12 protein-coding genes are annotated in these 15,501 nt (G+C 67.0%); 6 read left to right on the forward strand and 6 right to left on the reverse strand.

What is annotated here, in order from left to right; all coding sequences use genetic code 11:
* The first annotated feature begins 361 nt into the window (after positions 1–361).
* On the forward strand, positions 362–1,840 hold the full coding sequence (locus GGR46_RS21505; RefSeq protein ID WP_184000141.1) for a lipopolysaccharide biosynthesis protein: 1,479 nt from the start codon (positions 362–364) through the stop codon (positions 1,838–1,840).
* 220 nt (positions 1,841–2,060) lie between these two features.
* Positions 2,061–3,764 carry a peroxidase family protein gene (locus tag GGR46_RS21510; protein ID WP_221262954.1) on the forward strand — a complete coding sequence of 568 codons (1,704 nt, stop codon included), beginning with the start codon at positions 2,061–2,063 and terminating at the stop codon, positions 3,762–3,764.
* 56 nt (positions 3,765–3,820) lie between these two features.
* On the opposite strand, the gene GGR46_RS21515 is transcribed toward GGR46_RS21510, so the two are convergent.
* Positions 3,821–4,249 (reverse strand): CBS domain-containing protein, encoded by a 429-nt coding sequence (locus tag GGR46_RS21515; RefSeq protein ID WP_184000143.1) that lies wholly within the window; start codon positions 4,247–4,249, stop codon positions 3,821–3,823.
* A 65-nt stretch (positions 4,250–4,314) separates the two neighbouring features.
* Between GGR46_RS21515 and GGR46_RS21520 the strand changes: the two genes are divergently transcribed.
* Positions 4,315–4,614, forward strand: coding sequence for a hypothetical protein (locus GGR46_RS21520; protein WP_184000144.1), 300 nt, complete (start codon positions 4,315–4,317; stop codon positions 4,612–4,614).
* 44 nt (positions 4,615–4,658) lie between these two features.
* Here GGR46_RS21520 and GGR46_RS21525 read toward each other — a convergent pair whose 3' ends face one another.
* The 5 genes from GGR46_RS21525 to hisS all read right to left on the reverse strand — a co-directional run bounded on the left by GGR46_RS21525 (position 4,659) and on the right by hisS (position 9,121).
* Entirely contained in the window at positions 4,659–5,465 is an 807-nt protein-coding gene (locus tag GGR46_RS21525) for a DUF4167 domain-containing protein (RefSeq protein WP_425506596.1), read from the reverse strand.
* A 268-nt stretch (positions 5,466–5,733) separates the two neighbouring features.
* Positions 5,734–6,567: a peptide chain release factor N(5)-glutamine methyltransferase gene (prmC, locus tag GGR46_RS21530; RefSeq protein ID WP_184000398.1), complete on the reverse strand. Its 834-nt coding sequence runs from the start codon at positions 6,565–6,567 to the stop codon at positions 5,734–5,736.
* Positions 6,568–6,583: 16 nt separating this feature from the next.
* Positions 6,584–6,778, reverse strand: coding sequence for a hypothetical protein (locus GGR46_RS21535; protein WP_184000146.1), 195 nt, complete (start codon positions 6,776–6,778; stop codon positions 6,584–6,586).
* A 34-nt stretch (positions 6,779–6,812) separates the two neighbouring features.
* Positions 6,813–7,883 carry a peptide chain release factor 1 gene (gene prfA / locus GGR46_RS21540; RefSeq protein ID WP_184000147.1) on the reverse strand — a complete coding sequence of 357 codons (1,071 nt, stop codon included), beginning with the start codon at positions 7,881–7,883 and terminating at the stop codon, positions 6,813–6,815.
* Positions 7,880–9,121 carry a histidine--tRNA ligase gene (gene hisS, locus GGR46_RS21545; protein WP_184000148.1) on the reverse strand — a complete coding sequence of 414 codons (1,242 nt, stop codon included), beginning with the start codon at positions 9,119–9,121 and terminating at the stop codon, positions 7,880–7,882. Before hisS ends, prfA begins: the two co-directional genes overlap by 4 nt.
* A gap of 429 nt (positions 9,122–9,550) precedes the next feature.
* Between hisS and GGR46_RS21550 the strand changes: the two genes are divergently transcribed.
* From GGR46_RS21550 to GGR46_RS21560, 3 genes are read left to right on the forward strand one after another with little or no spacing between them, the layout of a single operon-like run.
* Positions 9,551–10,753, forward strand: a complete 1,203-nt coding sequence (locus GGR46_RS21550; RefSeq protein ID WP_425506601.1) for an efflux RND transporter periplasmic adaptor subunit — start codon at positions 9,551–9,553, stop codon at positions 10,751–10,753.
* Between the two features lie 6 nt (positions 10,754–10,759).
* Positions 10,760–13,957: an efflux RND transporter permease subunit gene (locus GGR46_RS21555; RefSeq protein WP_184000149.1), complete on the forward strand. Its 3,198-nt coding sequence runs from the start codon at positions 10,760–10,762 to the stop codon at positions 13,955–13,957.
* Complete coding sequence (locus GGR46_RS21560; RefSeq protein ID WP_184000150.1) at positions 13,954–15,375, forward strand: efflux transporter outer membrane subunit; 1,422 nt, start codon at positions 13,954–13,956, stop codon at positions 15,373–15,375. The genes GGR46_RS21555 and GGR46_RS21560 overlap by 4 nt, the downstream gene beginning before the upstream one ends.
* The last annotated feature ends 126 nt before the right edge of the window (positions 15,376–15,501 follow it).

Raw genomic sequence — 15,501 nt, forward strand, 5'->3', positions numbered from 1 at the left:
TTCTAGGGGCGACCTGTGCGCCTTGCTTTTGGTGACCGTCGAAGCGTTCCGGTGAGGAGCACCGCGTCGGTGGAGTGGCTTCTATGCCCGACCCACCACCCCGTCAACAGCAATCCGTAACTTTCTGTCTTTTTTTCGAAACAGACCCAAAAACCCCAGGATTTCCGCGGCTTCTGGCTTTTCATGCAGGTAGCCAGAATGACGCTTCGGTGACCTTTCGGCCCCGAATCACCCCGAATCAGCCCCGAAAACCGATTCGAATCGCCGAATCCGGGACAGGATTTCCACCCGCGAAACTGCGCAGATCTGCGGCTACCGACGGTTTACGGCGCATAAAGACGAACGGGTGCATAGCGCGCACATGAGCGAACCCCTGCTGGCCCCTGCCGACACCGAAAGCACCACGCTGCGCCAGCAGGTGCGCAGCGCCGTGATCTGGCGTTCGGGCACGCAGATCTTCGGCCAGCTGCTGACCTGGGCTTCGACCTTCATCGTCATCCGCCTGCTCGGGCCGTCCGCCTATGGCCTGTTCGCGATGACCCAGGTGGTCCTGGTGCTGCTCAACATGCTCAACGGCTACGGGCTGGCCAGTGCCCTGATCCAGCGCGAGGATGCCGGCCGCCGCGCGCAGCGCCAACTGTTCGGCATGCTCATCCTGCTGAACCTGACCCTGGGCGCGATCCAGTTCGCGGCCGCCCCTGCCGCCGCCGCCTATTATCGCCAGCCCCAGGTCGCCGACCTGCTCCGCGTGCAGGCGCTCCTCTATATAGCGACGCCGTTCATCGCCCTGCCCCAGGCACTGCTCTCCCGCGAGATGGACTTCCGCAAGCAGGCACTGGTCAACTTCGTCTCCGCCCTGGCCGGCGCGATCACCGCGCTCGCCGGCGCACTGGGCGGCATGGGCGTATGGACGCTGGTCGTCGCCCCGATCGCCCTGTTCGCCACCCGTGCGATCGGCATGACCATCGCGGCACGCTCCCTTCTATGGCCGAGCTTCGACTTCCGCGGCGCTGGCGACATCGCACGCTATGGCGGCGTGATGGCAACCGGTCAGATCTTCTGGTTCGCGCAGAGCCAGGCCGACGTGTTCATCGCCGGCCGCCTGTTCGACCCGCACATGCTCGGCATCTACACGACCAGCCTGTTTCTCACCCAGATCTTCGTCTCCAAGTTCGTCCCGCCGCTCAACGAGGTCGCCTTTTCGGCCTATGCCCGGCTGAAGGACGACAAGGCGGCAGTGGGCGCGGCCTTCACCAAATCGGCCCGGCTGGTGATGCTGGTCGCCATGCCCTTCTATCTCGGCATGGCCGCGACGGCCGATCCGCTGGTCACCGTCGCGCTCGGCCCGAAATGGCTCGAGGCCGTGCCGGTCGTCCACTGGCTCGCGCTCGCCATGCCGATGATGACGCTGCAGGTGCTGTTCGCCCCGGCGAGCGATGCCTGTGGCCGCCCGGGAATCAGCGCGCAGAACTCGGCGACCGGCGCGCTATGCCTGCCGATCGCCTTCCTGATCGGAGTGCATTGGGGCGTGATGGGACTCGTCGCCGCCTGGTTCGCTGCCTACCCGGTCTATCTCGCGATCTCGACCTGGCGTACCCTCCCGGTGATCGGGGTGAAGCTGGGCACGCTGATCGAGGCGATCGCACCGCCGGTGCTCGCCGCCGCGGCAATGGCCCTGCTCGTCACCGGGCTCGACGCCCTGCTCCCGCCGCTCCCCGCGCTGCTTCGCCTGGCCCTGCTCGTCGGTGCCGGCGGCCTTGCCTATGGCGGCCTGTTGTTTCTGCTCGCACGGCAGATGCTGATCGAGTCGATCAACCTGGTTCGTAATCGAGGCGGCTGAAATCGTCCCGAGTCGCGAATAACTGGCATAGTAGTTACGCGATCTAAGTCGCAGTGCGATCAGTGATAATAAAGCGCGATTGACTCCAAGCACAGGACAAGGGCCTAATCTGCCCAGCACGGCATGACTTCGACCGGAAGGTACGAAGATCTCCGTGCGGGGCCGCATCTGCACTTACTCTCATGAACGCCATTCCCCCGGATGGCGAATGGAGACGCGCATGCCCGACGATATCCTCACACCCGCCCGTCCGAAAAGGCCCGTCGCCGACGCGGTACAGGACACCAAGATCGCCAAGCAGCAGCTCAAGACCTTCTCGCTCGCCGCGCGCGACACGGCGCTGAAGCTGATCGCGCGCAAGCCCGATCCCGACGCGGCGCCGCCGATCCCCGAGCGCAAGATCTCGATCGACGCGCTGCGCCCGCAGACCAAGCGCTTCCACGGCGCCAAGCTGACCCTGGCCTATTTCCCAGGATCGCTGTGGCGCCCGCCCTGCGCGGACAAGTTCGGCTATCTCACTTCCAAGACGATCCGCGACGCAACCAAGCTGCCCTTCGACCTGGCCACCCAGACGCTGCTCGGCAAGCTGGGCGACTTCATGGCCGATCCCGCGCGCGGCGCCGGCGCCGATTCGACGATCCCCGCCGGCTACACCTATTTCGGCCAGTTCGTGGATCACGACATCACGCTCGACATCGCCTCGACGCTCGACACCCCGGTCGATGCTACGACGATCCACAACATGCGCACGCCCTCGCTGGACCTCGATTCGGTCTATGCCCGCGGACCGGCGCTCGATTCCTTCCTCTATGCCTTCCCGACTTCGGGGCCGCCCACGGCGGTGAAGATGCAGCTCGGTTCGAACCTGATCGACAGTGACGGTGGGCCCGGTGGCGCCGGCGGGATCGGCGCGATCAAGAAGCAGCGCAATTTCGACGTGCCGCGCGTCGTCAATCCGCTCGATCCGTCGCTCACTACCAACACTGCGATCCTCGGCGATCCGCGCAACGACGAGAATCTGATCGTCTCGCAGTTCCACCACACCATGCTGAAGTTCCACAACCAGGTGGTGGACGGGCTGGTGGCGACCGGCTTCTCCGGCGACATCTTCGTCGAGGCGAAGAAGATCGTGACCCACCATTATCAATGGGCGGTGGTCCATGACTTCCTGGCGCGGATCTGCGGTGCGGCCGCGGTGAGCACCGCCCTTTCCACCGTATCGGCGGCGCCCAACAGCGCCTTCGCGATGCCGGTGGAGTTCGCGGTGGGCGCCTATCGCTTCGGCCACTCGATGATCCGCGACCAATATTGGGTGAACTTCGTCCAGATAAACGCATCGCTGGGCGACGTGTTCTCGTTCATCCGCAGCCCCAACCTGCCGGTGCGATCGAGCTGGGCGGTCGACTTCAACGCCTTCTTCACCACCGGATTCAGCGTGCCGGTGAACAACAAGGCCAAGAAGATCGACAGCGTGATGGCCCCCGGGCTCGATACGCTGCCCGGCTTCAGCGGCCTGATGGCGATGCTGGCGACGCGCAACCTGCGCCGCGGACTCGCGCTCGGGTTGCCGAGCGGCCAGGGCGTGGCGCAGCATTACGGCATCGCCCCGATGACCGCCGCCCAGATCAAGACCGGGTTGCCGGCGGGCGAAGCGGCGTTGCTCGACAGCAATGGCGGCATCCTGCTGAGCAAGACGCCGCTCTGGTATTATGTCCTGCGCGAGGCGGCAGTACTGAACGGCGGCAACCAGCTGGGCCCGGTGGGCGCGCGGGTGGTCGCCGAGACGTTCGTCCGGATGCTGAAGCGCAATCCGGACTCGTTCCTCAATGTAAGCGGCGGTTTCACGCCCGGCTTGCCCGCGGCGACGCCGGGCGACTTCACCGTCGCCGACCTGGTCAACTTTGCGGGTGTGACGGTTCCCTGATCACCCGCCTCCCAGGGGCCGCCGTCCGACTTCCCTCGGGCGGCGGCCTTCCTGTGTCAGACGGCCTGGATATAGGCGCGCATCGCATCGGCTTCCGATTCGATGCGCTCGATCCGGTACTTCACCAGATCGCCGATCGAGACGAGGCCGATACAAATGCCGCCCTCGACCACCGGCAGGTGGCGGATGCGGCGCCGGGTCATCAGCGCGAGCGCGCCGAGAACCGATTCATTGGGAGAAACGGTGATCGCCGGGGCGGTCATCACCTCGCTCACCTTGCGCTGGAGCGCGGCGACGCCGTCACGCTCGAGGCAATGGATCACGTCGCGTTCGGAGAAGATGCCGGCCACTGCGCTGCCGGACATCACGGGCACGGCGCCGATGCGCCGGGCCGAGAGCAATGCGACCGCATCGACGACCGTCACGTCGCCCTCGATCGAGATCACCTCCCGCCCTTTTCCCCCCAGGATTGCCGCGATGGTCATCGCTCGACTCCTCATTCGGGTTGAGGCGGTTGAGTCTTCCACACATCGACCCCAATTGCAAAAGAATGGACGCGCCACAGGGCCTCGACGATCCCGAATATGCCGCCTTTGCCTGGGGGCGCTATCGCCGCATCCTGGGCGGGATGGCGCTGGTCGCGCTGGGGGTCGCGATCCTGTCGGTGCTGATCCTCTGGCACTGGCTCGGCTGGCTCAATTTCACCATCGCCTTCGCCACGGGGCTGGGGGTGTTCTTCACCATCCTGCTGGGCGCCGCGCTGATGGGGCTGATGTTCCTGAGCTCGGGCACCGGGCACGACGCCCAGGTGGAGGACCGGATCAGCCCCGAAATAGACATCGGCGACTGAGCTTTCGCCCAGCCGCCGATCCCGTTGTCTTATATTCTATAGTCTCAGACGGTCGCTTCGGCGTCCTTGCGGGCGCGGGTGCGGCGCGGCTTCTTGACCGGCTCTTCCGCTTCCGCCGCCGGAGCCGCTTCGCTTACGCCGAGCGCGGGCGGGAGTACCGCTGCGTCGATCGCATGGCTTTCCTCGGCCTGGGCTTCCTCGCGGCGCGGACGGCGGGCGCGGGGCGCACGCTCTTCGCGCGGGGCACGCTCTTCACGGGGAGCGCGTGCTTCGCGCGGGGCACGAGCCTCGCGGGGCGCCTGCTCTTCGCTGGCCTCGGTCGCTTCGACCTCGCCCTCGGCGGCATGGCCGTTGGCATAGCCATTGGCGTGGCCGTTGCGCTCCTGCCGCTCGCGGCGGGGCTGACGCTCCTGGCGATCCTCGCGGTCGCCACGATCACGGCCCTGGCGCTCTTCGCGGTCGCGGCGCGGCTGCTGGACACGCTGTTCCGGCTGGTCGTCGCCATCCTCGACGCGGTTGCCATCGGCCTCGACGTCGAAATCCTCGTCGTCGCCGTCGAAATCGTCGCGCTGGCGGCGCTGCTGCTGGTTCTGCTCCTCGAAGCGCGAGCGGGTCTCACTCAGCACGCGGAAATAGTGATCCGCGAACTGGAGATAATATTCGGTGTTGACCCGGTCGCCCTGCATCTGGGCGTCGCGCGCCAGATTCTTGTACTTCTCGAGCAGCTGGGCGGCGTTGCCGCGGGCACGGTTGTCGATGCGATTCCCGTTACCCTGGCCGGCGTTGCCACCCTGGCGCTGCTGCTGCCCGCCACGACCACGACGGCGGCCGGCCTGACGATTGTTCATCAAGGTCTGTATGTCCTGTCTTGTTTACGCTGTCCGTCGGTCCAATTCCTGGGTCCCGGATGCAGTTTACAAATGCGCGTCAACGCCTCGGGAGGCGCAACTCGCCTGCCATGGCCACCGGACTGCAGCGGCTATCATGACCTGGATTGGGGCTGTGCGTTCTTCACGGCCCAAGTTTCAACTTCTTGGTTGAAAGTGCCCTACCCCGTCGCTGTCTTAGCCGGTGCAGCACCAATGTCCAAGAAGAAATATGTGTCGTTTTAGCGTCATTTCAAGAGAGCAGCAGCGCACGCGGCCGCTCTCCAAGGTCCTTATAGAGCATGATCGAGAAGCCGCACTTCCGGGCAATCGCGGATACCGATTCTGCCTGGGTCCAGCCGATCTCCAGCACCGCCGCGCCGCCGGGGGCGAGCAGGCGGCGCAGATCGGGGATGATCCGGCGATAATCGTCGAGCCCCTCCGGCCCCGCGAACAGTGCCGATCCGGGCTCATAGGCGCGGACCTGCTCGGGCAGCGGCTCGTCGGTGCCGATATAGGGCGGGTTGGCGAGGATCAGGTCGAAGCGGCCGTCGAGGCCTTCGGTCCAGTCGCCGGACTGGAAGGCCACACGCCGGGCCATGCCGAGGTCGGCGGCGTTGCGCCGGGCATAGCCGAGCGCGGCGTCCGACGCGTCCACGCCCAGTCCCTGCGCTTCGGGCCATTCGGCGAGCGCGGCGAGCAGCAGCGTCCCCGGACCGGTACCGAGATCGAGAATGCGGGCCGGCGCACGCGCGCCGAAATATTCGATCGCCGCCTCGAGCAGCGTCTCGCTGTCGGGCCGCGGGATCAGCACGCCGGGGCCGACCGCCAGCTCGATCGTCCAGAAGGCGCGGCTGCCGGTGATATAGGCGACCGGTTCATGGGCCAGGCGGCGCTGGATCAGAGCCTCGAGCGCTTCGGGCGCGGGATCACCGATATGGCGCAGGATCATCGATTCCCGCGACACCCCCAGCGCATGCGCCATCAGCAGCTCGGCATCGAGGCGGGGGGAGTCGGAGGCCGCCTCCAGACGGCGTGCGGTTTCGTTGAGAGCGATGCGTACGCTCCTGCCATTTGTCGGAGGCATCGCGCCGGGCTGGGGATCAGGAAAGGGCATCACATGCCTCCCGCTCAGAGCCGCCGGACGAAAAATGTTGAATCCCTTGATACTCCACGCGGGTGCGCGAGCAGCGCGGAGTCAGCGGATCGATCCGGATTTGCACGGCGCGAGTCATGCCGGAACCGAAGCAGAAGATTTCCAACATTGCCAGCCTGCTGGCGACATCGGCAACCGGCACTCCCCTCCCTTGCAGGGAGGGGAGTGGAAAGGTGTCACCCGTCCAGCTGCGCCAGGCGGTCGGCCTCGTCCTGGGCGATCAGCGCGCCGATCAGTTCGTCGAGCTCGCCTTCCATCACTTCGGGCAGGCGGTGGAGGGTCAGGTTGATGCGGTGATCGGTAACCCGGCCCTGGGGGAAATTGTAGGTGCGGATGCGCTCCGAGCGATCGCCAGAGCCGACCTGCGAGGCGCGCGCGCCGGAACGCTCCTGCGCCAGCCGGTCGCGCTCGCGCTCGTACAGACGGGTGCGCAGCACCTTCATCGCCTTGGCCTTGTTCTTGATCTGCGAGCGCTCGTCCTGCTGGATGACGATCGTGCCGGTGGGCAAATGGGTGATGCGCACCGCCGAATCGGTGGTGTTGACCCCCTGCCCGCCCGGGCCCGATGCCCGGAAGATGTCGATGCGCAGATCCTTGTCGTCGATCTTGATATCGGCGTCCTCGGCCTCGGGCAGCACCGCCACCGTTGCCGCCGAGGTGTGGATGCGCCCGCCCGCCTCGGTGGCCGGCACGCGCTGCACCCGGTGGACGCCGCTCTCGAACTTCAGCTTGGCGAACACGCCGGTGCCGGTGACGCTGAGCACGACTTCCTTGTAGCCGCCGAATTCGGAATCGGAGGCGGAGATCAGCTCGACCTTCCAGCCCATCCGATCGGCATAGCGCTGGTACATGCGCAGCAGGTCGCCGGCGAACAGCGCGGCTTCGTCGCCACCCACGCCGGCACGAATCTCGAACATCGCGGCGCGCGAATCGGCCGCATCCTTGGGCAGCAGCGAAAGCGCGAGCCCGCGCTCGGCAGCGGCCAGCGCGGACTCATTGGCGCGGAGCTCCTCCGCCGCCATCGCGCGCATTTCCTCGTCTGGCTCCTGCGCCATCAGCGCGAGCGATTCGGCCTCGGAACGCAGCCGGCGGACCTCGCCGGCGGCCAGCGCCACCGGCTCGATCTCGGCATATTCCTTGGACACCGCGACGAACTTGTCGCCGGAGAGATCCCCGGTCGCCATCTGCGCCTGCAGCTCGTCGCGCCGCGCCTCGATCGCGGCAATACGGTCGGCGGGAATCCTCATCGCGCGGCGCCGGACACCAGGGTAGCGACGGCATCGGCATCGACGGCATCGCCATCGATCACGCGCTGCGCGATCGAGACTTCGCCGTCACGCGACTGGAACGAGACCGTCATCGCCGGGTTGGCCTTCATCGCGCGGTCATAGCGCTTCTTCGGGCTGCCGCTGGCGAACAGCTCGGCGCTGATGCCGTTTTTGCGGAACGCCGCAAGCAGGCCGATCGCCGCTGCCTCGCTGCCGGCGGCCTCGACCACCACGGCGACCTGCATGCGTTCGGCCGCCGGCTCCGGAATCATCATCGCCAGCCGCTCGATGCCTGCCGCCCAACCCACGCCCGGGGTCTCGGCGCCGCCAAGGCTGCCGACCAGGCCGTCATAACGACCGCCCGCCAGCACGGTGCCCTGCGCACCGAGCTTGTCGGTGACGAACTCGAAAGCGGTATGGCGATAATAATCGAGCCCGCGCACGAGGCGTGAATTGCGCGTCCACTTGACCCCCGCGGCATCGAGCCCGTCGGTTACCGCCTTGAAGAAAGCAGCCGCGCCCTCGGTCAGATACGCATCGATATCCGGCGCGCTGTCGGCGATCGGACGATCCTGCGGATCCTTCGAATCGAGGATGCGCATCGGATTCTTCTCGAGCCGGACGAGGCTGTCCTCGCTCAGCTGGTCCTTGTGCGCCTCGAAATGCGTGACCAGCGCGGCACGCCAGGCTTCGCGCGTTTCCGCATCCCCCAGGGTGTTGAGCTGGAGGGTAACGCCTTCGATGCCGAGCTCGCGCAGCAGCTGGTCGGCCAGCACGAGCAACTCGACGTCTGCCGAGGGCTCGGCGACGCCCAGCACTTCGGCGTCGAGCTGGTGGAACTGGCGGTAGCGGCCCTTTTGCGGGCGCTCGCGACGAAACACCGCGCCGCTGGTCACCAGCTTCAGCGGCACGTGCTGCTGCCAGCCGTCCGTGATGAAGGCACGGCAGATGCCGGCGGTGAATTCGGGGCGCATCGTCATCGAGCCATCCTCGCCAGTGGCGAAGCTGTACATCTCCTTCGAGACGACATCGGACGTCTCGCCCATCGAGCGCGAGAATACCGGCGTCGATTCGAGCACCGGCATTTCGGCCCGCTGGAAGCAATAGAGACGGCGGATGCGGTCGAACGTATCGACGACATGCGCGAACCGGCGCTGATCGTCGCCGAAGATGTCCTGGAAGCCGCGGATGCGGTTGGGCGTTTCAATGCGTGCCATATTGGCGCGCGCCAATAGGCTGGTTGGGGGTTTGTAGCAACGGTGGGCCTTAGGTGGTCCAATCCCTCTACCGCTTGCGGGAGAGGGACGGCTCGCATCGCGAGCCAGGGTGAGGGTCAGTGAGAGCGGCAAGCGCCGTATTCGCGGCCAGCACTCACCCTCACCCTTTCCGCGGCCTCCGGCGGCTCCCTCCCTCTCCCGCAAGCGGGAGAGGGATTTGGAAGCCATAACCACAGGGAACGCCACGGCATCCGGAGGATTGTTGCGCCCGGTAACCATATGATGGAAACACTGCCCACCAACGGCACATAGTTTCACGTTTCTCGCATATTTCTTGTGTTGCGCCTGCACAGGCCGCTGCCCAAGAGCGTTGCTGCATAGAACCGCGCCCGAGTCGGCGCCTTGATCCGGGTTGAACACTTGCACCGAATCACTGCTGGCGGATCCCGCCTTCCTGCCTTTGCCCTGCTTTCCGCCACGCTGATTCTCGCTTCCTGCGGGAGCGGCAATCAGACCGCGCAGAAAAAAGGCGCCGGCGGCCCGCCCCAGGTAGGCTTCGTCGTGGTGCAGCCGGGTGAAGTGCCGGTGGTCGCCGAGCTGACCGGCCGGGTGAACCCCTATCAGGTCGCCGAGATCCGCCCGCAGGTGGCCGGCATCATCCGCAAGCGCTTCTTCGCGGAGGGGACGATCGTCCGCCAGGGGCAGACGCTCTACCAGATCGATCCGAGCCTCTATGCGGCGAGCGTCGCCGAGGCATCGGCCAGCCTGCAGAACGCCCGCGCCAATGCCGAGGCGGCGCGGATCAAGGCCGATCGCTACAAGCCGCTGGCCGAGGCCGAGGCGGTTTCGAAGCAGGATTATACCGACGCCGTCGCCGCTTCCCGCCAGGCGAACGCGCAGATCGCCCAGAGCGGCGCGCAGCTGCAGACCGCGAAGATCAACCTGAACTTCACCCGCGTGCCCGCGCCGATCACCGGCCGCATCGGCCGATCGTTGTTCACCGAAGGCGCGCTGGTGACCAACAACCAGGCCGATCCGCTGGCGGTGATCCAGCGGCTCGACCCGATCTTCGTCGACATCCAGCAATCGAGCACCGAGCTGCTCGCGCTGCGCCGGGCGCTGGCCCAGCAGGGCGTCGTCCCCGGCAGCGCCAATGTGCGCGTGAAGCTGGAGGACGGCAGCGAATATGGCCTGACCGGCACCGTCGAATTCTCCGAAGTGGTGGTCGACCCGAACACCGGCACGGTCACGCTGCGCGCCCGCTTCGCCAATCCCGACGGGCTGCTGCTGCCGGGCATGTTCGTCCGCGCGATCTTCACCCAGGCGATCGACACCCGCGCCTATCTGGTGCCGCAGCAGGCGGTGTCGCGCGACGGCAGGGGCGACGCCCAACTCTGGGTGGTCGGCGCCAACAACAAGGCCGAACGCCGCAACGTGACCGCCGATCGCACCCAGGGCGCCTTCTGGGTCATCACCAAGGGGCTCAACCCCGGCGACAAGGTGATCACCCAGGGCATCGCCAACCTGAAGCCAGATGCCGATGTGCGCCCGGTCCCGGCCGATACGCCGCAGAAGATCGAGGCGCCGCGCAAGGGCCAGGGCACCGGCGCATCCAAGTCGAAGGGCGGCTAAGCCACTATGTCCCGCGTATTCATCGATCGCCCGATCTTCGCCTGGGTGATCGCGATCATCACGATGCTGATGGGCCTGGGCGCGGTCTTCTCGCTGCCGATCGCCCAATATCCCGACATCGCGCCGCCCCAGGTCAACATCCGCGCCACCTATCCGGGGGCGTCGGCGGAGACGGTGCAGAATTCGGTGACGCAGATCATCGAGCAGAACCTGACCGGCATCGACGGCCTGCTCTATTTCAGCTCGTCCTCGACCTCGCGCGGGCAGGTGACGATCAGCGCGACCTTCGACAAGGGCACCGACCCCGACATCGCCCAGGTGCAGGTGCAGAACCAGGTGCAGCAAGCGCTGTCCCGCCTGCCCAACCAGGTGCAGCAGCAGGGCGTGCGCGTCACCAAGTCGAACCCGGACACGCTGCTGCTCGTCGGCGTCTATGACGAGACCGACAAGCGCACCAACCGCGACGTTTCCGACTGGCTCTCGTCCAACCTGCAGGACACGCTGTCGCGCCTGCCGGGCGTGGGCGACGTCAACGTGTTCGGCTCGCCCTATGCGATGCGCATCTGGCTCAACCCGGCGAGCCTGGCCAGCTACGGCCTGATGCCGAGCGACGTGGTGACCGCGATCACCAACCAGAATACCGAGATCGCGGCCGGCGAGATCGGCGGCCAGCCGATGCCGAATTCGCAGATGCTGAATGCGACGGTGACAGCGCAGTCGCGACTGCAGACGCCCGAGCAATTCGCCAAGATCATCCTGAAGACCCAGACCAACGGCGCGCACGTCCTGCTGAAGGACGTCGCCCGCATCGAGCTGGGCGCGGAGAACTACAACGCGGTCAGCCGCGTCAACGGCCACCCCGGCTCGGGCATCGCGATCAGCACTTCGCCCGGCGCCGACGCGCTGAAGACGGCGGACCTGGTCAAGGCGACCGTGGCGGAAGCGGCCAAGGAATTCCCCGAGGGCCTGAACTACGCCTACGCCAACGACACCACCGAGTTCATCAAGCTCTCGATCGAGGAAGTGGTGAAGACGCTGGTCGAGGCGATCATCCTCGTCGTCATCGTGATGTTCGTGTTCCTGCAGAGCTGGCGCGCGACGCTGGTGCCGATGATCGCGGTGCCGGTGGTGCTGCTCGGCACCTTCGCGGTGTTCTATGCGCTCGGCTATTCGATCAACACGCTGACCCTGTTCGGCCTGGTGCTGGTGATCGGCCTGCTCGTCGACGATGCGATCGTCGTGGTCGAGAATGTCGAGCGCCTGATGGAGGAGGACCCCGAGCTCTCCCCGCGCGATGCGACGATCAAGTCGATGGACCAGATCCAGATCGCGCTCGTCGCGATCGCGCTCGTGCTGTCGGCGGTGTTCCTGCCGATGGCGTTCTTCGGCGGATCGACCGGCGTGATCTACCGCCAGTTCTCGGTGACGATCGTCTCGGCGATGATCCTGTCGGTGCTGGTCGCGCTGATCCTCAGCCCCGCGCTCACCGCCACCGTGCTCAAGCGCAAGAAGGACATGGCCGAGCCGGGCAGCGGCTGGCTGGCGCGGCGGGTGCCGTTCATCGGCAACGCGTTCCGCACGGGTACCGAGAAGTTCAACCAGGGCTTCGAGTGGACGATCGAGCGCTACACGCGGACGATCTCCTATGTCGTCGATCGCAAGTGGATCTTCCTGCTGATCTACCTGCTGGTCTGCGCGGTGCTGGTGCTGATGTTCTACCGCCTGCCCACCGGCTTCCTGCCGACCGAGGACCAGGGCGCGGCCAGCGTCCAGTTCCGCCTGCCCGCGGGCGCGACCCAGGCCCGCACCCAGGAAGTGCAGTTCGCCATCGAGAAATATCTGCGCGAGCAGGAGGGCAAGAACGTCCGCACGCTCTTCACCGTCACCGGTGGCGGCGGCGGCGGCGGTGCCAGCGGCCAGAATACCGGCCAGGGCTTCGTGAACTTCGTCTCCTGGGACGATCGCCCGGGCAAGCAGAACAGCGCGGACGCGATCGTCCAGCGCGCCGCCGGCGCCTTCCGCAACTTCCGCGACGCCCAGGTCTTCGCACTGGTGCCCCCGGCGATCCGCGGCCTCGGCCAGTCCAACGGCTTCACGCTCGAGCTGCAGAATTCGAGCGGCATGTCGCGCGACGACTTCGTCGCCGCCCGCGACAAGCTGCTCGCCGCGGCCAATGCCGACCCGGACCTGCAGGCGGTGCGCCTGTCGGACCTGCCCGACGTCTCGACGCTCAACATCCAGATCGACCAGGAAAAGCTGGCGGCGCTCGGCCTGACCCAGGCCGACGTCAACAACACGCTGTCGACCGCCTGGGGCGGCCGCTACGTCAACGACTTCATCGACCGCGGCCGTGTGAAGCGCGTCTATGTCCAGGGCGATGCGCCCTACCGCGCCGAGCCGCAGAACCTGAGCGACTGGTTCGTGCGCGGCAGCGACGGCAAGATGACGCCCTTCTCCTCCTTCGCGACGATCGGCTGGTCGACTGCGCCGACCACGGTCTCGCGCTTCCAGGGCATCTCGTCCTTCGAGTTCCAGGGCCAGCCGGCCCCCGGCAAGAGCTCGGGCGACGCGATGAAGCGGATGGAAGAGCTCGCCGCGCAGGTCCCCGGCACCAGTGTCGCCTGGGCCGGCCTCTCCTATCAGGAGCGGCTGGCGGGCGGGCAGGCGCCGCTGCTGTACGGCGTGTCGCTGCTCATCGTGTTCCTGTGCCTGGCCGCCCTTTATGAAAGCTGGTCGATCCCGGTCGCCGCGATGCTGGTGGTGCCGCTCGGCCTGATCGGCGCGGTGTTCGCGGTGAGCCTGCGCGGCCTGCAGAACGACGTCTACCTCCAGATCGGCCTGCTCACGACCATGGGCCTGGCGGTGAAGAACGCGATCCTGATGATCGAGTTCGCCGAGCGTGCCGAGAAGGAAGGCAAGCGCGTGATCGACGCCGCACTCGAGGCCGCCCGCATCCGCTTCCGCCCGATCGTGATGACCAGCCTCGCCTTCATCTTCGGCGTGCTGCCGCTGGCGATCTCGACCGGTGCCGGCGCCAACAGCCGCATCGCGATCGGCACCGCCGTGATCGGCGGCATGCTGACCGCGCTGATCCTCGCCATCTTCTACATCCCGCTGTTCTTCGTGCTCGTCCGCCGCGGCGTGCGCGATTCGCTCAAGGCCGTCCGCGAGCACTGGGGCCGCAAGCCGGAGGCGCAGGCATGAAGCGCATCGTCCTCACCCTGATGCTGGGCAGCGCGCTGGCCGGCTGCTCGATGGATCCCAAGCTCGAGATGCCGGCGGCGCCGGTATCGCCGAGCTGGCCGGTGGGCGACGCCTATCTCAAGGCGAACGAGGCAGCGCTGCCGACGGTCACGTACCAGGAGATTTTCCGCGATCCCCGGCTGCAGAAGCTGATCGAGACCGCGCTCGCCAACAATCGCGACCTGCGTATCGCCGCCGCCAACATCGCGGCGGCGCGGGCGCAGTACCGCATCCAGCGCGCCGACCGTATCCCCGGCCTCGATGCCGGCGCCGGCGCGACGGTCTCCAAGGCCGATGGCGGCGACCGCCAGACAAGCTTCACCGGCAGCGTGAGCATCCCGGCGTTCGAGCTCGACCTGTTCGGCCGCGTCGCCTCGCTCACCCGTGCCGAGCAGGACCGCTGGTTCGCGACCGAGGCGGCGGCGCGCGCGACCCGGCTCACGCTGATCGGCGACATCGCCTCGGCCTGGCTGAACCACGCCGCCGATGCGAGCCTGCTCAAGGTCGCGCAGGACACTGCGGCCAATGCCGAGCGATCGGTGAAGCTCACCGACATGCGGCTGAAAGGCGGCATCGCCCCGCGCACCGATCTGGCCCAGGCCCAACAGACGCTGGCCAGCGCCCAGTCCGACGTTGCGTCGCAGACCACCGCGCTGGCGCAGGACGTCAACGCGCTGCGCCTGCTCGTCGGCGCCGAGATCAACCCTGCCCTGCTCTCTTCGGCGATCGAGGAAGCCGCCCCCACGGTGGCCGAGCTGCCTGCCGGTGTCGATTCGGGCGTGCTGCTCCGCCGGCCCGACGTGGTCCAGGCCGAGTACACGCTGCGCGCCGCCAATGCCGAGATCGGTGCGGCGCGCGCCGCGCTGTTCCCGCGCATCTCGCTGACCGGCCTCCTCGGTTTCGCCAGCGATGCGCTGACCGGGCTCTTCTCGGGCAATGGCTTCCACTGGTCGGGCGGGGCCACCGGCAGCTATCCGATCTTCAACGCCGGCGCCGGGCGCGCGGGCGTGCAGGCGAGCGAGGCGCAGCGTGACGCCGCGCTCGCCACCTATGAGAAGTCGATCCAGACCGCCTTCCGCGAAGTCGCCGATGCGCTGGCACGGCGCGGCACGATCGACGACCAGCTCAAGGCGGACACCGCCAATCTGACGGCGGCGCAGGACAGCTATCGCCTGTCCGAGGCGCGCTATCGCGGCGGGATCGACAATTTCCTGGCGAACCTTGTCGCGCAGCGCTCCTACTACACCGCGCAGCGCGGGCTGGTGAACACGCGGCTGGTCGAGGCGACCAACCTGGTGACGCTCTACCGCACGCTGGGCGGCGATTCTCTGCTGACGGCGACGGCGAGCGGCCCGCAGGCGGTGACGCCCGCGCCTTAGGACTGAGCTACGCCGTTCCCAATCCTCCCCCGGAGGGGGAGGGGGACCAGCGTAGCTGGTGGAGGGGTATTCTCCACCAGCGATGCAGCCTGAGGCACGCTACCCCTCCACCACCAGCTTCGCTGG

Source organism: Sphingomonas kyeonggiensis (assembly GCF_014196745.1).
In the GTDB taxonomy this organism is placed as follows: Bacteria; Pseudomonadota; Alphaproteobacteria; order Sphingomonadales; family Sphingomonadaceae; genus Sphingomonas; species Sphingomonas kyeonggiensis.

Coding starts and splice junctions, on each gene's coding strand:
- GGR46_RS21505 (WP_184000141.1), top strand. CDS start 362: ATGAGCGAACCCCTGCTGGCCCCTGCCGACACCGAAAGCACCACGCTG.
- GGR46_RS21510 (WP_221262954.1), top strand. CDS start 2,061: ATGCCCGACGATATCCTCACACCCGCCCGTCCGAAAAGGCCCGTCGCC.
- GGR46_RS21515 (WP_184000143.1), bottom strand. CDS start 4,249: ATGACCATCGCGGCAATCCTGGGGGGAAAAGGGCGGGAGGTGATCTCG.
- GGR46_RS21520 (WP_184000144.1), top strand. CDS start 4,315: ATGGACGCGCCACAGGGCCTCGACGATCCCGAATATGCCGCCTTTGCC.
- prmC (WP_184000398.1), bottom strand. CDS start 6,567: ATGCCTCCGACAAATGGCAGGAGCGTACGCATCGCTCTCAACGAAACC.
- prfA (WP_184000147.1), bottom strand. CDS start 7,883: ATGAGGATTCCCGCCGACCGTATTGCCGCGATCGAGGCGCGGCGCGAC.
- hisS (WP_184000148.1), bottom strand. CDS start 9,121: ATGGCACGCATTGAAACGCCCAACCGCATCCGCGGCTTCCAGGACATC.
- GGR46_RS21555 (WP_184000149.1), top strand. CDS start 10,760: ATGTCCCGCGTATTCATCGATCGCCCGATCTTCGCCTGGGTGATCGCG.
- GGR46_RS21560 (WP_184000150.1), top strand. CDS start 13,954: ATGAAGCGCATCGTCCTCACCCTGATGCTGGGCAGCGCGCTGGCCGGC.